The following is a 22,734-nucleotide window of genomic DNA, read 5'->3' on the forward strand; positions in this document are numbered from 1 at the left end:
TGACGGATGAGAAGGCGAGAAGCCATCTGTATTGCGTCCTTAACACAGTCTCGTTATCGCTTGCCCCAAAGTCTCACCTGTGCGTCAAGAGGCGCGGGGCATCCTGAGGAGCTGAAGACGTGAAACTGGTACGCGGCGCATGGAAGCTGCTGGTCGGGATCAAGGACGCATTGGTCCTGCTGTTCATGCTGCTGTTCTTCATCGGCCTGTTCGCGATCCTCTCGGCGCGGCCCAACCCGGCGGCGGTCAAGGACGGCGCGCTGGTGTTCAACATCGACGGCATGATCGTCGAACAGCCTTCGGAGACCGATCCGTTCGCGGCGTTCGGCGGCGGCGAAACGGTCAAGGAATACCGGACGCGCGACCTGGTCCGCGCGCTCGACGCGGCGAAGACCGATGCCCGCGTCAAGGCAGTGGTGCTTGACCTCGACCGGTTCATGGGCGGCTACCCCGCCGCGGTGGCCGAAGTCGCGCAGGCGGTGGCGCGGGTGCGCGCCGCGGGCAAGCCGGTGCTTGCCTATGCCACCGGCTATACCGACAGCGGCTATCTGCTCGCGGCCAATGCCAGCGAAGTCTGGGTCAACCCGATGGGCGGCACGCTGTTCAGCGGGCCGGGCGGTTCGCGCCTCTATTACAAGGGGCTGATCGACAAGCTCGGCGTCACCGCGCATGTCTACAAGGTCGGCAAGTTCAAGTCGGCGGTCGAGCCCTATATCCTGACCGGCCAGTCGCCCGAGGCAAAGGCGGCGAACGAAGCGCTCTATGGCACGATCTTCGGCCAGTGGCAGGAAGCGGTGGCGAAGGCGCGGCCCAAGGCGAAGCTCGGCCAGATGATCGCGCAGCCCGACCTGGTGGTCGCGGCGGCGAACGGGGACATCGCCAAGGCCAATCTCGACACGGGGCTGGTCGACAAGCTTGGCGACCGGCTGGCATTCGGCAAGCGCATCGCCGAGATTGCAGGCGCGGACGCAAACAAGCCTGCGGGCAACTACAAGTCGATCAAGCTCGCCAACTGGCTGGAGGCCAATCCGGCGAAGAAGGATGGCGACGCGATCGGCGTGATCACCGTCGCGGGTGAGATCATCGACGGCAAGGCCGGACCGGGAACCGCGGGCGGCGACACCGTCTCGGGACTGCTGCTCAAGGGACTGGCCGAGAAGAAGCTGAAGGCGCTGGTGGTGCGCGTCGACTCGCCGGGCGGATCGGCACTCGCGTCCGAGCGGATCCGTCAGGCGATCCTGCAGGCTAAGGCGCAGAAGCTGCCGGTGGTGGTGTCGATGGGCAGCCTGGCCGCGTCGGGCGGTTACTGGGTCTCGACCCCGGGCGACGTGATCTTCGCCGAGCCGAACACGATCACCGGATCGATCGGCATCTTCGGCATCATCCCGAGCTTCGAAAACACCCTCGCCAAGATCGGCGTGACCAGCGACGGGGTGAAGACCACGCCGCTGACCGGCCAGCCCGATCTCTATGCCGGCATCAACGAGCCGACCGGCCGCATCCTGCAATCGGGGATCGAGCAGGGCTATCGCCGCTTCATCGGCCTGGTGTCGCAGTCGCGCAAGCTGACGCCGCAGCGGGTGGACGAGATCGGCCAGGGCCGCGTCTGGGACGGCGGCACTGCGCGCCAGCTGGGGCTGGTCGACCGGTTCGGCAATCTCGGCGATGCGGTCGCCGAGGCCGCGAAGCGCGCCAACCTTGATCCCGCCAAGGTGCATGCACTCTATCTCGAGAAAGAGCCGAGCTGGTTCGAACAGCTCGTCGCCGGATTCGCGATGAGCGGCGGCGAGGAGGACGAGGAGGCGACGCCGGAAAGCGGCGGCGACATCTATGCCCGCATCGGGGCCGAGCGGCGCGCGGTGTTCGGGCAGGCGCTGGGCGACGCGAAGCGGCTGGCGATGGGATCGTCGATGCAGGCACGCTGCCTGGAATGCGGGGCGTTCGGGCCGGCCGCGACGACAATGCGCGCGGATGCCCGGCTGATCGACCTCATTCTCGCGAGGGTCGGCCTGTGATCCAGCTCCGTCCCGCCGAGCCCGGCGATGCCGCGGCGATCGCCGCCATCTATGCGCCCTATGTGCTGACCGGCACGGTGAGCTTCGAGTTCGATCCGCCCGACGCGCGGCAGATGCGCAACCGGATGGAGGCCTCGCAGGGTCTGTATCCGTGGATCGTTGCGACCAATGGCGAGGGCAAGGGCGTGCTGGGCTATGCCTATGCGACGCGCTTCCGCGAGCGTGCGGCCTATCGCTATGTCGTCGAGACTTCGGTCTATATCGCTGGCGCAGTGCAGGGGCAGGGGATCGGGCGGCTGCTGTACGAGGCGCTGATCGACACGTTGCGCGCACAGGGCTTCACTCAGGCGATCGGTGTGATCTCGCTGCCCAACGACAATTCGATCCGCACGCACGAGCAGGTCGGCTTCCGCCGCGCCGGGCAGTTGCGCGAGATCGGGTTCAAGGAAGGCCGCTGGGTCGATATCGGCATCTGGCAGTGCGAGCTCAACGACGCGACGACCCCGCCGGTCGAGCCCAGACCGTTCAGCGAAACCGGCCTGGTGCGCGACTAGGCGAAAAATTCGTCATATTATTGACGCGTTAAGAATGACTTGGCGGCTGCTTTACGTTAGAGCGCAGCCGCCATGCACGCTCCGTTGACGCACAGGCTGGAGGTCGATCGCCCGCGTAAGCTGGTGATCCTGGAGATTCGCGAGATGCTGGCCCCCGAGGATGCGGCCTGGGTGGGTGAGGAGCTGCGCGCCGCGGTCCGTTCGTTCGGCGATGCGGTGGGCCAGCATGTCACGCTCTATGACGGGAGTGCGGTCCCCAGCCTGCCGACCGCGACGGTCGACATGCTTCAGCAGACTTTCGACAACCCGGCAGTGCGCGCGATCTGGGCGCGCAAGGTCGCGTTCGTGGTGAAGACCGCGACCGCCCGGATGCAGGTCAAGCGGTTGCAGCAGGTGCGCCCCGACTTCGGCATGTTCGACGATCGCGACGCGGCGATCGCCTGGCTGATGGAGCCTTGAGGGGGATTCAGCTTCGCTGAATGGCGGCACCAGCCCGCTCCCCCACCCGGCCACCCATAGGATACTGGCGTTGGGTGGCCGGGTTGGGGAGCGGGCTGGTGCCGCAATGAGTCACCGCTTGCCGCGATAGGCGGGCAGCTTGATCTTCCAGGCAATGGCGGCGGCGCGGAGTGCGAAACCGGCGATGGCGGCGATCACTGCGGCCACGAGCAGCGGCAGCCCGGCGAGCATCAGCAGCACATAGAGGCACGAGGCGAGCGCTGCGGCGGTGACGTAGAGTTCGGGGCGCATCAGGATCGACGGCTCGCCGGCCAGAACGTCGCGGATGATGCCGCCGCAACAGGCGGTGAGCACGCCCATCAGGGCAGCGGGAACCGGCGGGATACCGAAGCTCAGCGATTTGGCTGCGCCGAACACCGCATAGGCGGCAAGGCCGAGTGCATCGAGCCAGTCGAGTGCCGCGCCGTCCCACCATCGCTGTGGCGTCATCCAGATCAGCAGCGCGACGCCGAGGCAGAGCGCAGAAACGAAGGAGTGGTGAACCCACCAGACCGGGGCGCCGATCAGAAGGTCGCGGATCGTGCCGCCGCCGACTCCGGTGATGAGCGCGAAGAAGGCGGCCGTGACCAGCGTCTGCCCGTGGCGCGCCGCTGCCAGTGCGCCGGTGGCGGCGAACAGGGCAATGCCGAGCAGATCGAGCAACGGCAGCACGGTACCAAGCTGGGCAAAGGCAGGTGGTGTCATCCGTTCCCTGTCTCACTGCCGGGGCGACGGATCAATCCCGGCTGTGCGCCGGCATTTACCCGGCATTTGCCTTTGCCCGTCTAACTGAGACGCAATGGATGTCCCGGCCCTCCTCGACGATCTGAAGCACCATTACATCGCCTGGGGCGCGGTGTTCGGCATCCTCACCTGTTTCGAGGTGCTCAATCCACGCGAGGACCACCGGCTGCGAACCCGGCTGCTGGGTACCGGTTTCTGGATGGTGTCGCTGCTGATCTCCTTCGTGGCGACCGTGATGCTGGCGCTGGCTTGGCAGAAGCTGGGCGTGCGGCCGCTGTTCACGATCCCCAGCGTGCTTGCAGTCGTCGGCGGACCGATTGTGGGAGGAATTCTCGCCGCGCTGATTGGCGCGATCGCCCATGACTTCTTCTTCTACTGGTTCCATCGCATTCAACATCGCTGGCTGTGGCGCTGGCACGCCGTGCACCATTCGATCGAAGAGCTGAACGCGGTGAACAGCTATCACCATCCCAGCGAGGCGATGATCTCGCTGATCGTGATGCAGATCCCGATGTCGCTCCTGATCGGGATGCACGGGCCGATCTCACCGATCATCAATCTGGTGCTGTGGTGCCATATCGTATGGATCCACTCGCCGACGCGGATCACGCTGGGGCCGCTGCGCACGCTGATTGTCGACAACCGCTTCCACCGCATCCATCATTCGGTGGAAGAGCAGCATTTCGACAAGAATTTCGGTGCTTTCACCACCCTGTGGGACCGGCTGTTCGGCACCTGCCACATGCCGGCGCGCGACGAATGGCCTGTGGTCGGAATCGCCGAGGCGCGCCAGCCGCGCGGCTTCGGCGACTGGGTGCGGATGCCCTGGCGCCTTGGTCCTGCCGGCGTGCCGCCGGAGCAGGCGGACACGGGCCTGCCGCTGCCCGGCACGCTTGCCGGGGGACAGGCGGCGGCCGCCTAGCCTCTAGGGCACGACCCTGAAATTGTAGGAATAGCTGGCCTGGGGTGCGCCGCGCACCCCGGCGATCGTCACGGTGTAGCCGGTGTTCGCGGCAAGGCCGGTGGCGCGCCACTGGATGTTGTTGGCAATGCCATAGCCGTCATTGTCGCGCGTGATATCGGTGATCGGCAGATCGCCTGAAGGGCCGCGGACCGAAACCGTCGCGGCGGAGAAATCGACCGAGCGGTCGGCGCCATTGTTGGTCGCGCTCGGCACGATCGAGAAGGAGAGATAGTCGGTCAGCGCGAAGTAACGCGACGGATAATCTCCCTGCGGGAACCCGACGAACGGCGGGACGGTCGACGGGGCGGGCCCCGCGCTCACGAAACCGAAGACGCGCATCGATGCGGTGGTGGCGCGCCGGCCGTCGGGAAGCGTGCCCGAGACGCGGCCGTAGGAGGTCTTGCGCAGGAACGGGTAGAGAATCCAGCGGCGGTGGCCGAGCTGGGCGGTGCCGCCCTCGCGCAACCAGCCGGCGAGCAGACCGTCTTCGCTGTCGAAGCCAAGACCGGTGCCCCAGCCGCCGATCAGGTTGCTCGCGCCCGCAGCGGTTGAGCCGCCGGCGGTATAGCAGCGCCAGCTGGTCGGCGGCGTGTGGCTGAGCGCGACATTGGCGGCCATCATCAGCGAGGATTCCGCCTGCTGAACGTCCTCGTCAGTCGAATAGACGACAGGCGCGAGGCCGTGCCGAGCGCGGATCTCGTTCAGCCGGGCGAGGAACTCGGTCTTCACCGAATCCTTGAGCGTCCCCGCGCGGCATCCGCCGATGTCCGGCTGGACGTCATAATAACCGGCGACACCGGCCCAGGTCGTCGGGAGCGGCGAAGAGGAGGGAGAGGGCGCCGGGGTCGAAGGGCTCGGCGACGGCGTGCCTGTAGTTGGCGAAGGTGTGGGGGCGACGACCGTCCCGCCGCTGCCACCACTTCCACCTCCGCCACAACCGGCAACGAGGAGGGCCAGGGCAAGGGCAGATACCGTGGCGGACGCGGTGGATCGGGTGCGATGCATCCGCGCTGAACGCCTCGGTCCTGGCCGGGGTCCGGGTTTACGCACCGTTAGGCCCGATTCTGCGCCTGTTCGCCGGAACGAAATCGCGAGCCGGCCGGACATGCTATTCGGCCGCGATGAGCTGGCCGCGGATCGGATCATCGAGCGGCGGCGCGGTGACCACGCGGTTTCGCCCCTGTTCCTTGGCCGTGTAGAGCGCAGCGTCCGCCGCCTGCATCAGATCATGCGCCGACGACGAGGTGGCCGGGATGCTGGCGATGCCGAACGAGGCGGAGACGTCGATCCCCGGCTGCGACAGCGCGGCGATGCCGATGCGCAGCCGCTCGGCCTTGTGTGCGGCGTCCTCGATGCTGCAATTGGGCATCACCACCAGCAGTTCCTCACCGCCATAGCGGCAGGCGACATCGCTCTCGCGCAGTTGGTGGACGATCACCGACGCGGCATCGCGCAATACGGTATCGCCCTTGGCGTGGCCGTGCTGGTCGTTGAGCCGCTTGAAATGATCGAGGTCGATCATGACGATCGACACATCGTGCTTCTCGCGCTGGGCAAGCTGGACGGCACGCTGGAGCGTGTCTTCCATATAGCGGCGGTTGTAGAGGCCGGTCAGCGGATCGCGCAGCGCCTGGCTGCGCAGCTTGGCGCCGAGCGCGAGGTTGGCGAGCGCGAGCGACATCGCGTCGGCGAGCGCGGTGCCGAGACCGGCAATCTCCTGAAGCCGGACATCGCCGTCGGCTCGCGTGGTCTGGATGCAGAACAGGCCGAGCACCTCGCCGCGCGCGGCCATCGGGATCTCGAGCACGAACGCACCCTCGGCATGATGCTCGCAGCGGAGCTTGTCGCCACGGGGGTGGTTGACGTGCGGCTTGCCGCGCTTGAGCGCCCAGCATTGAGTCAGGCCGATCGTGTCGGCCGGGGCAGGGCCGTCGCCGACATTCCAGCTCGCCGAGAGAACGAGGCGGTCGCGCGAATTGCTGAAGACGTAGAGCGTGCCGGCAAGATCGGGCAGCAGCTCCATCGCGGTCGCGCGCAGCACCATGTTGGCGTCGCTCTGATCCTGTGCGCTCTGCAGCATGTCGGTCATCTCGAACAGCCGCATGACCTCTTCGCGCGAGCGGGTGGCATTGGTGACCGCGAGCGCACGTGCTGCGGCTTCCGTCGCGCCGCGCCGGGCGGCGAACAGGAACACTGCGATACAGAACAGGCCGCTCGCGAGCTGGAGGATGACGACGGCCTTGATGGTGAAATCGATATTGCCCTGGGCGCGGTCGTTATGCGCGTCGAGCTGTTCGATCTGACCGATCATCGTATCGACGACCGCCCGCGTCTGCTGCTGGATGCCCTGCGTGTCGTGCAGGGCACGGGCACCGGCGAGGTCGCCCGCCTCGATCCGTGCCATGATCGCGTTCCAGCTGCGCCGAATGCCGGCGATCGCGGCGATGCCGGGAACCTCGCGCCCCTCGATGCGAAGCGTCGCGGGGAAGTGATTGACCGGTTGCGTATCGAGCTTCTCGATCGCCGAGCGATAGCGTCCGGCATGGGCGGCGCCGCCATCGACCATCGCGTTCAGCACGGCGATATCGGCTTCCATCAGCGCCTGCCGCGCGATGCGGATATGGCGGCTTTCCATGCGACCGTTGCGCAGCTCTGCCTCCTGGCCGGAGACGTAAGCGAAGCTGGCGATCATGATGCCGATCATCAGCAGCATCAGCGCGATGATCGTGCCGGTGCTCCCCGGACGGGCCATGGCCGAAGGTTCGGCAGGAGGGGTGGTGGTTGTCGTCATCCGCATCGTCGTACCGGCCGGAGGGGATTCCGGCAGTGGATCGACATAGCGGAGACATGGATGAGAACAGGCTAACGGTAATGGTTAACACGGGGTTGGGGGCGGCTACGCCACGACGTTGCCGGCTCGCCCGATTTTACGGTTGCCTATTTGCCGCCCGCCGGTGGCTCTCCCGCCAGCGTCACCTTGCCGCCGCGCGCCAGTGCGAGCATTGCCTTGCCCAACCGGCCCGGCGCGTCGCCATTGAGGTTGGCGAGCACAACGACGGTGAGCTTGCGGTCGGGGTCGTAGCCCAGCCAGGTGTTGAACCCCTCGATCCCGCCGCCGTGCGAGACGGTGGTGCTGCCGTCGGCCGTGGCGACGTTGACGCCCAGCGCGTAGTTGTTCTTGAACGGCGTCAGATACGCCTTGAGCGAGTCCGGCTTGAGCAACTTGCCGCCGAACAGCCCGCGCTGCCATTTGAGCAGGTCGTGCGAGGTCGAGTAGAGCGAGCCCGCACCCTGCGGGATCGTCATGTCGAGATAGTCGGTGTTGACCACCCCCTTGGGCGATGGCGTGTAGCCCGCGGCCCGGCGCGGGATGATCGTGGCGTGGCTGTCATAGCCGGTGTCGGCCATGCCGAGCGGCTTGAAGATGTTGTCGGCGAGGAACGTGGAATAGGACTGGCCGCTCGCCTTCTCGATGATCGCGGTGAGCAGGATGTAGCCCGAGTTGGAATAGGCGAATTTCTCGCCCGGCTGAAAATCGAGCGGCTTGTCGCTGAAGCGCGCAATCAGGCTCGCGGGCGTAGCTTCAAGCGTCTTCAGCTTCTGATAGTCGTCGAACGAGGTGAAGTTGGGGATGCCGCCGCTATGGGTGAGGAGGTTGCGCACCGTCACCTTGTCCCATGTCGCGGGCGCGTCGGGCAGATAGGTCTTGACCGGCGCGTCGAGCTTCACCTTGCCGCGTTCCTGCAGCAGCAGGATCGCCGCGCCGGTGAACTGCTTGGTCACCGAGCCGAGACGGAACTTGGTGTCGCCGTCATTGGCGATCTTCCATTCGAGGTTGGCCGAGCCATAGCCCTTGTCGAACAGGATCTCGCCATCGCGCGCGACGAGCACGACGCCCATGAACCCGCCCTTATCGGCATCGGCACGGACGATCGCATCCATACGGGCGGGATCGACCTTCGCGGCGGTCTGCGCAACGGCGGGCGCGGCAAGGACGAGCGCGAGGCTGGCGGCGTATCTGAGCATCGAATTCTCCGATCAGGTGTGCCATTACCATGATACACCCGATCGGGAGACGCAAGCGGGATACTTGTGGGCGCCGTCTGCCGGACGCGCCTGGTGCGCTCGCGATTAGCTGCGCTAATCGCGTCGCCGGCGCATCAGATATGGATCGGCTTGCCCGTCACCGCCATCGCCGCTTCCTTGATCGCCTCGCTGTGCGTGGGATGGGCGTGGCAGGTATAGGCGATGTCCTCGCTGGTCGCGCCGAACTCCATCGCCTGCGCGGCCTGGGCGATCATCGTGCCGGCGACGCTGGTGATGATCCACACGCCGAGCACGCGATCGGTCTTGGCGTCGGCGATGACCTTCACGAAGCCGTCGGGCTCATGGTTGGTCTTGGCGCGGCTGTTGCCCGCCATCGGGAACTTGCCGACCTTGACCTCGCCCTTCGCCTTCGCCGCTTCCTCGGTGAGGCCGACGCCGGCGATTTCGGGCATGGTGTAGACGACCGAGGGGATGACGTCGTGGTTCACGATGCCGGTGAGGCCGGCGATATTCTCCGCCACCGCGATACCCTCATCTTCGGCCTTGTGCGCGAGCATCGGACCGGGGATGACGTCGCCGATCGCCCAGATGCCGGGGACCGACGTCTTGAAGCTGTGATCGGTCTCGATCTGGCCGCGCTGGTTGACGGTCAGGCCGGCCGCTTCGAGGCCGAGGCCGTCGGTGTTCGGCTTGCGGCCGATCGCGACGAGGACGTTGTCCGCCTCGATCGTCTCGGCGGCGCCGCCCGCGGCGGGCTCGACGGTGATCGTGGCCTTCTTGCCCTTCACGGCAACGCCGGTGACCTTGGTACCGGTCTTGAACTCGATGCCCTGCTTCTTGAACAGGCGCGCGGCTTCCTTGCGGACGTCGGCGTCGAAGCCGGGCAGGATCTGGTCGAGATATTCGACCACGGTGACCTTGGCGCCGACGCGGCGCCACACGCTGCCGAGCTCAAGCCCGATCACGCCGCCGCCGATGACGACGAGATGCTCGGGAACCTTGGCCAGTTCGAGCGCGCCGGTGCTGTCGACCACGACCTTCTGGTCGATCTCGACGCCGGGGAGCGGCGTGACCGACGAGCCGGTGGCGATGATGATGTTCTTGGCACGGACCTCACGGTCGCCGACCTTGACGCTGTCCTTGCCGGTGAAGGCGGCATAGCCCTTGAGCCATTCGACCTTGTTCTTCTTGAACAGGAATTCGATGCCGCCGGTCAGGCCCTTGACCGCGTCGAGGCGCTGGGCGTGCATGGCGTCGAGGTCGAGCTCGACCTTGCCGAGCTTGACGCCGAGCTTGGCGAGCGCGCCGCTGGCGGCTTCCTCGTACAGTTCCGACGCGTGCAGCAGCGCCTTGGACGGGATGCAGCCGACGTTGAGGCAGGTGCCGCCCAGCGTCTCGCGCCCTTCGGCGCAGGCGGTCTTGAGACCCAGCTGCGCCGCACGGATCGCGGCGACATAGCCGCCGGGTCCGGAACCGATCACGAGGACGTCGAAGTCGTATTCAGCCATGTTCTACTCCGTTCGTCCGCATGTGGGGACGATAGGTCAGTTCTTACAGGTCGATCAGCAGGCGGGTCGGGTCCTCGATCGCGTTCTTGAGCGCGACGAGGAAGGTGACCGCCTCACGGCCGTCGATCAGGCGGTGGTCGTAGCTCAGCGCGAGATACATCATCGGGCGGATGACGATCTGGCCGTCGCGGACGACCGGGCGATCCTCGATGCGGTGGAGGCCCAGCACCGCCGACTGCGGCGGGTTGATGATCGGGGTCGACATCAGCGAGCCGAACACGCCGCCGTTGGAGATGGTGAAGGTACCGCCCTTCATCTCTTCCATCTTGAGCGTGCCGTCCTTGGCGCGCTTGCCGAAATCGCCGATCGTGCGCTCGACCTGAGCGACCGACATCTTGTCGGCGTCGCGGATCACCGGGACGACCAGGCCCTGCGGCGCGGACACCGCGACCGAGATGTCGGCATAGTCGTGATAGACGATCTCTTCGCCGTCGATCTGGGCGTTGACCGCCGGGATGTCCTTGAGGGCCATGGTCGCGGCCTTCACGAAGAAGCCCATGAAGCCGAGGCGGACGCCGTGCTTCTTCTCGAACAGGTCCTTGTACTTGGTGCGCGCCTCGATCACCGCCGTCATGTCGACGTCGTTGAAGGTGGTGAGCAGGGCGGCGGTGTTCTGCGCTTCCTTGAGGCGGCGGGCGACGGTCTGGCGCAGGCGCGTCATGCGCACGCGCTCTTCGTTGCGGGCGCCGCCCGTTGTGGGCGCTGCGACCGGGGCTGCTGCTGCGGGAGCCGGAGCGGCGGCGGGGGCCGCAGGCTTGGCCGAGGCGGCGGCGACCACGTCTTCCTTGGTGATGCGGCCGTCCTTGCCCGAGCCGGTGACGGTCGCCGGATCGACGCCATGCTCGAGGATCGCGCGGCGGACCGACGGCGAAAGCGCAGCGGCCTCGACATCCTGTGCCGGTTCAGCCGGGGCGGCGGCCGGTGCTGCAGGGGCGGCAGCTGCCGGAGCGGCGGCGGGCGCAGCAGCGGCACCGCTGCCGGCTTCGATCGTGCCGATCAGCGCGCCGACATTGACGGTGTCGCCGACCTTGGCGGCGTGGGCGCCCATGATGCCGGCGACGGGCGCGCCGACCTCGACCGAGACCTTATCGGTCTCGAGCGATGCGACAGGCTCATCGGCGGCGACGGCGTCGCCCGGCTGCTTCAGCCATTCGCCGATCGTGGCTTCGGTGATGGATTCGCCCAGAACGGGAACGAGGATTTCGGTGGCCATGGTTCAGTCCTTCCTGGCGATCACGCGCCGGCCTTGCCGGCGGTCTTCTTGTCTTCGGTCTTGCGCGCGCGGCGGATTTCCTCGCGCACATTATGGCCCAGCGCGTCGGCGACAAGTGCGCCCTGCTCGGCCTGGTGGCGCTTCATCAGGCCCGTGGCGGGCGATGCCGCCGCAGCGCGGCCCGCATAGCGCGGACGCTGCGGCTTGATGCCGGCTTCGACCATGCACGCCTCGATATAGGGTTCGACGAAGAACCAGTAGCCGTTGTTCTTCGGCTCTTCCTGGGCCCACACCACTTCCTCGACATTGGGCATGCGCGCGAGACGCTTGACCAGCGGTTCGCCGGGGAAGGGATAGAGCTGCTCGATGCGGATGATCGCAGTGTTCGTGTCGCCCGCAGCATCCCGCGCCTCGATCAGGTCGTAGGCGACCTTGCCGGTGCACAGCACGACGCGCTTCACATCCTTGTCGGCGGGCGCCGAGGGATCCGAGAGGATGCGCATGAAGTGCGTCTCGCCCAGGAAATCCTCGGTCTTGCTGACCGCCAGCTTGTGACGGAGCAGCGACTTGGGCGTCATGATGACGAGCGGCTTGCGGAAGTTGCGGTGCATCTGCCGGCGCAGCAGGTGGAAATAATTGGCCGGCGTGGTCACGTTCGCGACCTGCATATTGTCGCCCGCGCACAGCTGGAGGAAGCGCTCCGGACGCGCCGAGCTGTGCTCGGGACCCTGGCCCTCATAGCCGTGCGGGAGCAGCATCACGAGGCCATTGGCGCGCAGCCACTTGGCTTCGCCCGCGGCGATGAACTGATCGATCATGATCTGCGCGCCGTTGACGAAGTCGCCGAACTGCGCCTCCCACAGCACCAGCGTCTTCGGATCGGCGAGCGCATAGCCATATTCGAAGCCGAGCACGCCATATTCGCTGAGCGGCGAGTCCAGAACCTCGAAGCGGCCGTGCGGAATCTCGTTCAGCGGCACATATTTGTGCTCGTCGGTCTGGTCGACCCAGACGGCATGACGCTGGCTGAACGTGCCGCGGCCCGAATCCTGGCCCGACAGGCGCACGCCATAGCCTTCCGAGAGGAGCGCGCCGAAGGCCAGCGCCTCGCCGGTCGCCCAGTCGAAATTCTCGCCCGACTTGAACATCGCTGCCTTGGCGTCGAGCACGCGGTTGAGCGTCTTGTGCGGCGTCAGGTCGCCGGGGACGGTCGTCAGCGTGCGGCCGAGGCTGTCGAACAGCTTCTTGTCGATGCCGGTCTCGACGTTGCGGCGCGCGGTCTCGGCGTCCATCGGCGCGCCGAGGCCCTGCCAGCGGCCGCCGAACCAGTCGGCCTTGTTCGCCTTGTAGCTTGCGCCCGCGGTGAACTCGTCCTCGAGATGCGCGGTGAAGGCGGCGGCCTGGGCCTTGGCGAATTCGCCGTCGATCACGCCTTCGCCCTCAAGGCGCTTGGCATAGACGTCGGCGACGCCCGGATGGCCCTTGATCTTGGCGTACATCAGCGGCTGGGTGAATGACGGCTCGTCGCCTTCATTGTGGCCGAAGCGGCGGTAGCACCACATGTCGATGACGATGTCGCGCTTGAAGGTCTGGCGGAACTCGATCGCCATCTTGCACGCGAAGGTCACGGCTTCGGGATCGTCGCCGTTGACGTGGAAGATCGGTGCCTGGACGCCCTTGGCGACGTCCGACGGATAGGGCGACGAGCGCGCGAATTGCGGGCTGGTCGTGAAGCCGATCTGGTTGTTGATGATGAAGTGGATGCAGCCGCCGGTATTATAGCCGCGGATGCCCGAGAAGCCGAGGCACTCCCAGACGATGCCCTGGCCCGCGAATGCCGCGTCGCCATGGATCAGCACGGGCAGGACCTGCTCGTGATCCTCAAGGTCGTTGCGGTTGGTCTGCTGCGCGCGGACCTTGCCGAGCACCACTGGATCGACTGCTTCGAGGTGCGAGGGGTTGGCGACCAGCGACATATGGACGTTGATGCCGTCGAACTCACGGTCGGTGCTGGTGCCGAGGTGGTATTTCACGTCGCCCGAGCCGCCGATATCGTCGGGGTTGGCCGAGCCGCCGGCGAATTCGTGGAAGATGACGCGATAGGGTTTCGCCATCACGGTGCCGAGCATGTTGAGGCGGCCGCGATGCGCCATGCCGTAGACGATCTCGCGCACGCCCTGCGCGCCGCCATATTTGATGATCGCTTCCATCGCCGGGATCATCGATTCGCCGCCGTCGAGGCCGAAGCGCTTGGTGCCGACATATTTGCGGCCCAGGAACTTCTCCCACTGCTCGGCTTCGATGACCTTGGACAGGATCGCTTTCTTGCCCTCGGGCGTGAACTCGATCGCCTTGTCCTTGCCTTCCATGCGGTCCTGCAGGAAGCGGCGCTCCTCGACATCGGCGATGTGCATGTACTCAAGGCCGACATTGCCGCAGTAATTGCGACGAAGGATCTCGACCAGCTCGCGGATCGTCGCCTTTTCCAGCCCCAGCGTGCCGCCGAGATAGATCGGACGGTCGAGATCGGCGGCGGTGAAGCCATGATATTCAGGCGTCAGGTCGGCGGGCAGGTTCTGATGCGACAGGCCGAGCGGATCGAGATTGGCAGCCAGATGCCCGCGCACGCGATAGGTGCGGATCAGCAGCATCGCCCGGATCGAATCGTTCGCAGCGCGCGCGATGTCGGCCGCGGACGCCGCGGGAGCCGGTGCCGGGGCGGGCGTGCCGCCGCCACGCGCGGGCTTGGGCGCGGGCTCCATCTGCGTCGGGTCGAGCGCGGCGGTGAGCGCGTCGGTATCGCTGAGCGGCCAGTTGGGGCGTTCCCAGCTCGGGCCATTGACGGTGCCTTCGAGCCCGTCGAACCACTCGCGCCAGCCGGCTTCGACGGAGGTCGGATCCGCCTTCCACTTGGCGTACAGCGTCTCGACGAACGCGGGGCTCACGCCCCCGGCGATATCAGCGAAATCCAGGCTCTCAGCGCCCATCATCTTCATTCCTTCGTCACCCGGCCGATACCGGGATCTTCAACCGCGCGGTGCCCCGGCGCGAACCGGGGCACCGGCGTGTTCGTCAGCCCTTCAGCACTTCCACCAGCGTCGAGCCGAGCTCGGACGGGCTGGCCGAAACGCGGATGCCCGCAGCTTCCATCGCCGCGATCTTGCTCTCCGCATCGCCCTTGCCGCCCGATACGATCGCGCCGGCATGGCCCATGCGGCGGCCCGGAGGCGCCGTGCGGCCCGCGATGAAGCCGGCCATCGGCTTCTTGCGGCCGCGCTTCGCCTCGTCGATCAGGAACTGGGCGGCCTGCTCCTCGGCGTCGCCGCCGATTTCGCCGATCATGATGATCGACTTGGTCGCCTCGTCCGCGAGGAACAGCTCGAGCACGTCGATGAAGTTGGTGCCGTTGACGGGATCGCCGCCGATGCCGACCGCGGTCGTCTGGCCAAGGCCTGCATTGGTGGTCTGGAACACGGCTTCATAGGTAAGCGTGCCCGAGCGCGAAACAACGCCCACCGATCCTTCGGAGAAGATGCTGCCCGGCATGATGCCGATCTTGCACTGGTTCGGGGTCAGCACGCCGGGGCAGTTCGGACCGATCAGGCGGGTCTTCGAGCCGCTGAGCGCGCGCTTGACCTTGACCATGTCGAGCACCGGGATGCCTTCGGTGATGCAGACGACCAGCGGGATCTCCGCGTCGATCGCCTCGAGGATCGAGTCCGCGGCGAAGGGCGGCGGAACATAGATGACCGACGCGTCGGCGCCGGTCTTGCTCTTCGCTTCGGCGACGGTGTCGAACACGGGCAGGCCGATATGGGTGGTGCCGCCCTTACCCGGGGTCACGCCGCCGACCATCTGCGTGCCGTACGCCAGCGCCTGCTGGGTATGGAAGGTGCCGGTGTCGCCGGTCATCCCCTGGGTGATGACCTTGGTGTTGCGGTCGATCAGAATCGACATTCAGAAACCTCCGGTTGATTGGCTGACAAAGATCAGCCCTTGGATGCCATAGGATGCGCCGAGCGGATGGCCGCGCGGCACGTAGGTGATTTCGAGGCTGACGCCCGGTTGCCAGGGCTCCCAGCGCCGCTTGCTGGCGGTGCCGTTGGCCTGAACGGTGTTGGGTGTGGCGCCGACCCAGCCGTCGATCGTCTCGCGCGACGGAGCTGCAGGGGCGTCGAGATCATAGGCGCGGCAGCCATTGGCCCATCCGCCCTTGCCGGTCTCGATGCGGCTGGTGACCAGCCAGGCATCGCGGCCGTCGAAGCGATGGCGGAACATCTGGCCGGAGACCTTCGCCTCCGGGGCTTCCTTGCGCATCGCCTCGCGGCCCTTGGCGACGATCGCCGCGACCCGCGGATCGGCCTGAGCCTCGGTGACTTCGGCCCAGCCGGCAGCGGCCGCCGCGGCGCCGACGCCGTCGAATTTCTGCACGTCGAAGCACGCCGCCTTGAATGCACCGAACAACGGCGACGGCGCAGGGCTAGCCTGCGCCGTTCCGACCGTCGCTGCGATCATTCCAAAGGCGGCGAGTGCCGACATCAGCCGAGCGAGCTGTCGATGCCCTTGCAGGCGACCAGCAGTTCCTTGACCGCGTCGACCGAGACCTGGAGGTTGGCCTTGGCCTCGTCGTTCAGCTCGATCTCGACGACCTGCTCGACGCCGCCGGCGCCGATCACGACGGGCACGCCGACATAGAGGTCATCGACGCCATACTGGCCGGTCAGGTGCGCGGCGCAGGGCAGCAGGCGCTTCTGGTCGTAGAGATACGCTTCGGCCATTGCGATGCCGCTGGTGGCGGGGGCATAGAAGGCCGAACCGGTCTTGAGCAGGCCGACGATCTCGCCGCCGCCCGAACGGGTGCGTGCGACGATGGCGTCGATACGCTCCTTGGTCGAGCGGCCCATCTTGATGAGGTCGGGGATCGGGATGCCCGCGACGGTCGAATATTCGACCACCGGCACCATCGTGTCGCCATGGCCGCCAAGCACGAAGCTGTTCACTTCCTTGACCGACACCTGGAACTCTTCCGCCAGGAAGTGGCTGAAGCGTGCCGAGTCCAGCACGCCGGCCATGCCGACGACCTTGTTGTGCGGAAGGCCGGAGAATTCGCGCAGCGCCCAAACCATCGCGTCGAGCGGGTTGGTGATGCAGATGACGAAAGCGTCGGGGGCGTTGGCGGCGATGCCCTCGCCGACGGCCTTCATGACCTTGAGGTTGATGCCGAGCAGGTCGTCGCGGCTCATGCCCGGCTTGCGGGCGACGCCGGCGGTGACGATGATGACGTCCGCACCCGCGATATCGGCATAGTCGTTCGAGCCGGTGATCTTGGCGTCGAAGCCTTCGACGGGGCCGCACTGCGACAGATCGAGCGCCTTGCCCTGGGGAACGCCCTCGACCACGTCGAACAGGACGATGTCGCCGAGCCCCTTGAGTGCGGCGAGGTGAGCAAGGGTGCCGCCGATGTTGCCGGCGCCGATAAGGGCGATCTTCTTGCGGGCCAAATGAGCCTCCCTAAACATGCGTTGGGCGGCTCCAATGACTCTCCGGGCCGCAGGGAACGACCGCGCCTTAGGCGCTTTGTACCCCTGCGGCAACCGTCGAATCGCGACCTGTCAAGGAAATCTTTGCACTTGCGAATTAGTTGCAATAATATGTTTTAGCTCAGTGAGATTGGCGCCGATGTGACATATTGTGCGCATTGATGGCGTCCCGGTGAAATGATGTTTCGCGACCGGGCGCGGTGCCGTTCAAGCGGCGGTGGCTGACGCCATATCCTGATAGAACATCAACGCATTGCCGTCCGGATCGAAGAAGGTGAGGTAGCGCACCATGCCCGGGACATCGGCGATCGGGCCGTCCTGCCTGACGCCGGCGGCATCCAGGGCGGACTTCGCCGCCTCGATGTCATGGACACCGAAGGTCAGGGTGGCACCGCCGCCTGCCGGGACGGTCTCGACCTGGGAGAGGCCGACCGTGACTCGCGCGACGCTGGTCTCGAGCTCGCACCACGCGATCTCGTCCATGCGATACAGCAGCTTCATGCCGAGCACGCCGGTGTACCAGTCGATCGAGCGGTCGAAGCTGGTGACGTTGATCGCGCAGGCGAGGCCGCCGTCATAGGCGATTGCCGAAGCGGCCGCGGCTTCAGCGGTTGCGGAACTTGCCATGTCATCCTCCATTGGTTATAGTTCCGTTTGTATAGTAGATTGTAAAATGGTCAAGCCCGTGAACGATCCGGTTCTTTCGCCCGCGGTTCTGCAACTGCTCAGCGCCAGCCGCTGGGCGATCCCGGTGCTGGCGCTGCTGAGCCGCGAGCAGGGATCGCGCTTCGTGGTGATCGAGCGGCGCTTCGGCCTGTCGCGCAACAGCCTGACCCGAACGCTCGCCTATCTGCGCGAACAGGGCTGGGTGATGCCCAATCCGGGCCATGGTCACCCGCTGCGCCCCGAATATGTGCTGAGCGATGCCGGACGCGCGATCGGCGCGGCGTGTGAGCGGATCGAGTCGGTTCGTGTGCGATTGGGACTGGAAGCGCCCGACCTGTCGCGCTGGACCTTGCCGGTGGCGGGCGGGCTGGAGGACGAATGGACGCGGTTCAATGCGCTCCAGACACGCTTGTCACCGGTGACGCCGCGTGCGCTGTCGCTGACGCTGCAGGCGATGATCGGGCAGGATCTGGTGCGGCGGCGGCTGGAAGACCGGTTCCCGCCGGTGCCGCTCTATGGCCTGACCGGGCGCGGGGAGGAACTGGCGGGGGCGATCCTCAGTTAGGGTTGATCGCGGATACGGGCATATTCCCCGGCAAGGATATGGAAGGCGAGCTTGCGGGTGCCGGTCTCGGAGATCAGCCCCTTGCGATTCCAGCCCTGCTGATAGACCGGGTGCTGGCGCCGCGGCGAGCGGAAGTCCTTGAGGATCCAGGGCGACATGCCGGCGAGGAACGGCACCTTGCGTGCCATCGCCAGCGTCTGGCGATAATAGTCGGCCTGGAACTCCTCGCTGAATTTGTGCGGATCGGCGGCGGCGTCGCGATAGCCGGCGAGCGCGTCGGCGCCGAATTCGGAGAAGATCAGCGGCTTGTCCACCGGCGCCTGCCATTCAAAGCCGGGCAGGTCGGCGAGCCGGTCGGGCGTGTACCAGCCCTGATAGGTATTGATCGCCATCACATCGAGATCGGTGACCAGCGGATCGTCGATCGTCGCGACCTTGCCCTTGCGGCCGCTGAGCAGGGCAGCGGTGACCAGCCGGCTGTCGTCGAGCGCGCGTACATCGGCGATCAGCGTGCGCAGGAAGGCGTTGCGCGCGTCGCCGGGCGGGGTTTCGTTGGCGACGCTCCACAGCGCGATCGAGGCGCGGTTGCGGTCGCGCACAATGTTGTCGCGCAGCATCGCACGCGCCAGATCAAGCGTCGCCGGGCTGCGCCAGTCGACCAGCCAATAGACCGGGATCTCGCTCCATATGATGAGGCCGAGTTCGTCGGCCATGCGCGTCATCACCTCGCTGTGCGGGTAATGGGCGAGGCGGACGAAATTGCCGTTGAGCCCCTGCTTGATCTCGCTCAGCAGCGCACGGGCGGCAGCGGGCGTGATGGCGCGTACGGGGTCGCGGCCCAGTTCTTCCTCGTGCAGCGAGATGCCGCGCAGGAAGACGGGGCTGCCGTTGAGCAGGATCTGGTGGCCGCGCACCTCGATTGTGCGGAAGCCGGTGCGGTCGTTCAGCACATCCTCGCCCGCGGCGATGCGGACATCGTAGAGCGCCGGGTGTTCGGGCGACCAGCGGCGCAGTGAGCGGGGGGCGGGGGCGCTGCCTTCCCATCGTCCGTCACGGGCGGTGCCCTTGAGCTCGAAGGATAGTCCGGCGATCGAGACGCGGACCGGCAGGTCGCGCGCGGGGCCGTTGAGCCGGACGGTCGCAGCGATGCGGCCGTCGCGGGTCAACCGCACCCAGGCGTCGTCGATGAAGGTCTCGGGCACCGTCACCAGCGTGACCGGCCGGGTGATGCCGCCATAGGTCTCCCAGTCGGTGACCGGCGGCGGGACGCTGGCCGGCGTGCGTGCGGAATCGACGCCGACGGTGATGCGGTTCGATCCGGGGCGGAGCAGGTCCGTCACCTCGAAGGCGAAGGGGGTGAACCCGCCCTCATGCTTCCCGACCGCCTCGCCGTTCAGATAGACCGAGGCGGCGTAGTCGGCTGACCCGAAGCGCAGAAAGGCGCGCCTGCCGCGGGGGAGTGCGGGGGCATCGAAGGCCCGCTGATACCAGACCAGCCCCTGATAGTAGCGCATCGCGGGTGCATGGCCGATCCAGCTGCCGGGTAGGTGCGTGACGGGCGAGCGCTGCAGGTCGAACTCGAACAGAGCCTGCGGATCGGCGCGCTCGGCATCGGCGATCACGCGATCCTGCCAGCGCCGGGTAGAGGCGCCGGGCGGGCCGCCATGGAAGCCTGCCACGCCGTCGCGAAACGGATCGACCGACCAGTTCCAGGCGCCGTCGAGCGGGAGATGCGGGCGCAGGTCGGCGGCGACGAGTGTGGCCGTGGGGCGGGGTTTCGCCTCTTGCGCCATTGCGACGGTGGCGGGCAGGGCAAGCGCGAGCAGGAATCGCAGAACCGACCGAATCACGTTCGTCCTCTCCCCTTGGTGGGAAGACGTTAGACGTCAGATTCAAGATTGAGAAGTCATACAACTTCTGGTTCTGGGGAGCAAAGCGCTCCGCCTATTCGGTGCCGTGACCCTGCGCCAGATATTCTTCGGATTGCATCTCCATCAGGCGGCTGACGGTGCGTTCGAATTCGAACTTGCCGTCGCCTTCGCGATAGAGGTCCATCGGTGACGCGTCGGCCATCGCCAGCAGCTTGACCTTGTGCTCGTAGAGCGCGTCGATCAGCGTGACGAAGCGCGCGGCTTCATTGCGGTTCTCTTTTCCCAGCCGCGGGATGCCGACCAGGATCACGGTATGATAGCGACGGGCGATGGCGAGATAGTCGGCCGCGCCGCGTGCTTCTCCGCAGAGTCGCTTGAACGAGAAGACGGCGACGCCCTTGAGGCTCTTGGGCACGTGCAGCGTGCGGCCCTGCACTTCGAGATCCTCGGACGGGACATTGGCGCGGTCCTCGACCGGATAGTCGGTGAGGCGGAAGAAGGCTGCCGACAATGTGGCGGTGTTCGCCGGGCTGTTGGGAACCAGCCACATGTCCATCAGGCCGAGGCGATCGCGGCGATAGTCGGTCGGGCCGTTGAGCGGGAGGACGTCGAGCTTGTCCTTTAGCAGCGCGATGAAGGGCAGGAACGAGTCGCGCTGAAGCCCGTCCTTGTAGAGGTCGTCGGGCGGCCGGTTCGAGGTCGCGACTACGGTCAGCCCTTCGGCCATCATCGCGGTGAACAGGCGAGAGAGGATCATCGCGTCGGCGGCGTTGTTGATCACCATCTCGTCGAAGGCGAGCAGGCGGAGGTCATGGGTCAGCGCCTTGGCGACCGGCACGATCGGGTCGCCGGCTTCCTTCTTGCGCTCTTCCGCGATACGGGCGTGGACCTCGATCATGAACTCATGGAAATGGACGCGGCGCTTGCGGTCGATCTTCACGGTCTGGAAGAGCAGGTCCATCAGCATCGATTTGCCGCGCCCGACGCCGCCCCACATGTAGACGCCCTTGGGTGCTTCGGGCGCGCGGCGGGCAAGGCGCCACAGCAGGCTCCCCTTGCGCGGTCCCTGTTCCAGCTCGTGCGCGAGATGGTCGAGCCGGCGCGCGGCGGCGGCCTGGTCGGGATCGGCGCGAAGCTCGCCCGCGGCGACCAGCGCCTGATATCGTTCGAGAACCTTGGTCATGTTTCCGGGGTCATGGCTTGGGTGGCGAGGACTTGCGCACCGTACCCGAGAAGCTGGCGAGGACGTTGGCGTCCTGCTTCACCAGCCCGCGCATGAACAGCATCCGGCCGGTCTCGCGCAGCAGCTCGACCTCGGCGACGATCGGCTGGCCGATATTGCTGGTGCCGATGAACTGTGCCGAAAGGTCGAGCGTCACCGCGCCGCCCGCGGAGATCACGCCGAAGCTGCGCGCCGCAGCGAACAGTGCGACGTCCATGAAGCCGAGCAGCGCGCCGCCATGCGTCGAGTCGCGCAGGTTGGAGTGCTCACGCCCCGGTACCATCCGTACCAGTGCCTTGCCGTCCTCGACTCGCGTCAGGATCGGGCCCAGAAAGGCGTTGAAGCGCGTGGGATCGCGCAGCTCCCAGCGTTTCCAGCCGGGATGCTCCGCGTCGTCGACATAGACGAAGTGCGATTCGCGCTCGCTCAAACGATCCGCTCGGCTTCCATCTTCTTGATTTCCGCGATCGCCTTGGCGGGCGAGAGGCCCTTGGGGCAGACGTTCGCGCAGTTCATGATCGTGTGGCAGCGATAGAGGCGGAAGGGATCTTCCAGCTCGTCAAGGCGCTCGCCGGTTGCCTCGTCGCGGCTGTCGGCCAGCCAGCGATAGGCCTGGAGCAGGATCGCCGGGCCGAGGAAGCGGTCGCTGTTCCACCAGTAGCTCGGGCAGCTGGTCGAGCAGCAGGCGCACAGGATGCACTCGTAGAGACCGTCGAGCTTGTTGCGGTCCTCCGGCGACTGCAGCCGCTCCTTGCCCGAAGGGGCGGGGGAAACGGTCTTCAGCCAGGGCTGGATCGAGGCGTACTGCGCGTAGAAATGAGTGAAGTCGGGAACGAGGTCCTTGATCACGTCCATCGCGGGCAGGGGCGTGATTCGGATATCGCCCTTGATGTCCTCGATCGCGGTGGTGCAGGCGAGACCGTTCTTGCCGTCCATGTTCATCGAGCACGATCCGCAAATGCCTTCGCGGCACGAACGGCGGAAGGTGAGCGAGGGATCGACCTCGGACTTGATCTTGATCAGCGCGTCCAGAACCATCGGCCCGCAATCGTCGAGGTCGATGACGAAATTGTCGTAGCGCGGATTCTCGCCCGAGTCGGGATCGTAGCGGTAGATGGTGAAGGTCTTGGCGCGGCTCGCGCCCGCCGGTGCCGGGTGGCTCTTGCCCTTCGTGATCCTGCTGTTCTTGGGAAGAGCGAAATCAGCCATGTCAAACCCCGTACCGTGTCTGCGGAGGCGCGGCGTGGTGTGCTGGCCTCTCGATTTG

Annotated in this window: 20 protein-coding genes; 5 read left to right on the top strand and 15 right to left on the bottom strand. The window is 66.4% G+C overall.

Going from position 1 to position 22,734, the window contains the following annotated elements; genetic code table 11:
- Positions 1-119 precede the first annotated feature (119 nt).
- From sppA to AC07TU_RS17960, 3 genes are all read left to right on the top strand, one after another.
- The gene (sppA, locus tag AC07TU_RS17950) at positions 120-2,015 is read left to right on the top strand and encodes a signal peptide peptidase SppA (RefSeq protein ID WP_495189286.1); all 1,896 of its coding nucleotides are present in this window, start codon (positions 120-122) and stop codon (positions 2,013-2,015) included.
- The gene (locus AC07TU_RS17955; protein WP_495189287.1) at positions 2,012-2,569 is read left to right on the top strand and encodes a GNAT family N-acetyltransferase; all 558 of its coding nucleotides are present in this window, start codon (positions 2,012-2,014) and stop codon (positions 2,567-2,569) included. Before sppA ends, AC07TU_RS17955 begins: the two co-directional genes overlap by 4 nt.
- 72 nt (positions 2,570-2,641) lie before the next feature.
- Positions 2,642-3,028 (top strand): hypothetical protein, encoded by a 387-nt coding sequence (locus AC07TU_RS17960; protein WP_495189288.1) that lies wholly within the window; start codon positions 2,642-2,644, stop codon positions 3,026-3,028.
- A 111-nt stretch (positions 3,029-3,139) separates the two neighbouring features.
- Here AC07TU_RS17960 and AC07TU_RS17965 read toward each other — a convergent pair whose 3' ends face one another.
- Positions 3,140-3,772: a trimeric intracellular cation channel family protein gene (locus tag AC07TU_RS17965; RefSeq protein WP_495189289.1), complete on the bottom strand. Its 633-nt coding sequence runs from the start codon at positions 3,770-3,772 to the stop codon at positions 3,140-3,142.
- Between the two features lie 94 nt (positions 3,773-3,866).
- On the opposite strand from AC07TU_RS17965, the gene AC07TU_RS17970 reads away from it, so the two are divergent.
- Complete coding sequence (locus AC07TU_RS17970; protein WP_495189290.1) at positions 3,867-4,733, top strand: sterol desaturase family protein; 867 nt, start codon at positions 3,867-3,869, stop codon at positions 4,731-4,733.
- A gap of 3 nt (positions 4,734-4,736) precedes the next feature.
- Here the strand turns inward: AC07TU_RS17970 and AC07TU_RS17975 are convergent, their stop codons facing one another.
- From AC07TU_RS17975 to AC07TU_RS18020, 10 genes are all read right to left on the bottom strand, one after another.
- Positions 4,737-5,504 (bottom strand): CAP domain-containing protein, encoded by a 768-nt coding sequence (locus AC07TU_RS17975; protein ID WP_495189291.1) that lies wholly within the window; start codon positions 5,502-5,504, stop codon positions 4,737-4,739.
- A 379-nt stretch (positions 5,505-5,883) separates the two neighbouring features.
- Positions 5,884-7,527 (bottom strand): GGDEF domain-containing protein, encoded by a 1,644-nt coding sequence (locus AC07TU_RS17980; protein WP_495189292.1) that lies wholly within the window; start codon positions 7,525-7,527, stop codon positions 5,884-5,886.
- A gap of 185 nt (positions 7,528-7,712) precedes the next feature.
- A complete protein-coding gene (locus AC07TU_RS17985; protein WP_495189293.1) occupies positions 7,713-8,801 on the bottom strand; it encodes a serine hydrolase domain-containing protein in 1,089 nt (362 codons plus the stop codon).
- Positions 8,802-8,935: 134 nt separating this feature from the next.
- A complete protein-coding gene (lpdA, locus tag AC07TU_RS17990; RefSeq protein ID WP_495189294.1) occupies positions 8,936-10,330 on the bottom strand; it encodes a dihydrolipoyl dehydrogenase in 1,395 nt (464 codons plus the stop codon).
- A 43-nt stretch (positions 10,331-10,373) separates the two neighbouring features.
- Complete coding sequence (gene odhB / locus AC07TU_RS17995; protein WP_495189295.1) at positions 10,374-11,603, bottom strand: 2-oxoglutarate dehydrogenase complex dihydrolipoyllysine-residue succinyltransferase; 1,230 nt, start codon at positions 11,601-11,603, stop codon at positions 10,374-10,376.
- A 20-nt stretch (positions 11,604-11,623) separates the two neighbouring features.
- Positions 11,624-14,590, bottom strand: a complete 2,967-nt coding sequence (locus tag AC07TU_RS18000; protein WP_495189296.1) for a 2-oxoglutarate dehydrogenase E1 component — start codon at positions 14,588-14,590, stop codon at positions 11,624-11,626.
- A gap of 85 nt (positions 14,591-14,675) precedes the next feature.
- Positions 14,676-15,560, bottom strand: coding sequence for a succinate--CoA ligase subunit alpha (gene sucD / locus AC07TU_RS18005; protein ID WP_495163867.1), 885 nt, complete (start codon positions 15,558-15,560; stop codon positions 14,676-14,678).
- Positions 15,561-16,142 (bottom strand): hypothetical protein, encoded by a 582-nt coding sequence (locus AC07TU_RS18010; RefSeq protein WP_495189297.1) that lies wholly within the window; start codon positions 16,140-16,142, stop codon positions 15,561-15,563.
- Complete coding sequence (gene mdh, locus AC07TU_RS18015) at positions 16,142-17,104, bottom strand: malate dehydrogenase (protein WP_495189298.1); 963 nt, start codon at positions 17,102-17,104, stop codon at positions 16,142-16,144. The genes AC07TU_RS18010 and mdh overlap by 1 nt, the downstream gene beginning before the upstream one ends.
- Before the next feature lie 246 nt (positions 17,105-17,350).
- On the bottom strand, positions 17,351-17,770 hold the full coding sequence (locus AC07TU_RS18020; RefSeq protein ID WP_495189299.1) for a VOC family protein: 420 nt from the start codon (positions 17,768-17,770) through the stop codon (positions 17,351-17,353).
- A 46-nt stretch (positions 17,771-17,816) separates the two neighbouring features.
- Between AC07TU_RS18020 and AC07TU_RS18025 the strand changes: the two genes are divergently transcribed.
- Positions 17,817-18,374 (top strand): winged helix-turn-helix transcriptional regulator, encoded by a 558-nt coding sequence (locus tag AC07TU_RS18025; protein WP_495189300.1) that lies wholly within the window; start codon positions 17,817-17,819, stop codon positions 18,372-18,374.
- Here the strand turns inward: AC07TU_RS18025 and AC07TU_RS18030 are convergent.
- From AC07TU_RS18030 to AC07TU_RS18045, 4 genes are all read right to left on the bottom strand, one after another.
- Positions 18,371-20,224, bottom strand: coding sequence for a glycoside hydrolase family 2 protein (locus AC07TU_RS18030; RefSeq protein WP_495189301.1), 1,854 nt, complete (start codon positions 20,222-20,224; stop codon positions 18,371-18,373). The genes AC07TU_RS18025 and AC07TU_RS18030 overlap by 4 nt on opposite strands.
- A 94-nt stretch (positions 20,225-20,318) precedes the next feature.
- A complete protein-coding gene (gene zapE / locus AC07TU_RS18035; RefSeq protein WP_495189302.1) occupies positions 20,319-21,428 on the bottom strand; it encodes a cell division protein ZapE in 1,110 nt (369 codons plus the stop codon).
- A gap of 10 nt (positions 21,429-21,438) precedes the next feature.
- The gene (locus tag AC07TU_RS18040; protein WP_495189303.1) at positions 21,439-21,897 is read right to left on the bottom strand and encodes a PaaI family thioesterase; all 459 of its coding nucleotides are present in this window, start codon (positions 21,895-21,897) and stop codon (positions 21,439-21,441) included.
- The gene (locus tag AC07TU_RS18045) at positions 21,894-22,676 is read right to left on the bottom strand and encodes a succinate dehydrogenase iron-sulfur subunit (RefSeq protein WP_495189304.1); all 783 of its coding nucleotides are present in this window, start codon (positions 22,674-22,676) and stop codon (positions 21,894-21,896) included. The genes AC07TU_RS18040 and AC07TU_RS18045 overlap by 4 nt, the downstream gene beginning before the upstream one ends.
- Positions 22,677-22,734 lie beyond the last annotated feature (58 nt).

The sequence above is a fragment of the Sphingomonas sp. GW821-FHT03E12 genome (assembly GCF_059420685.1).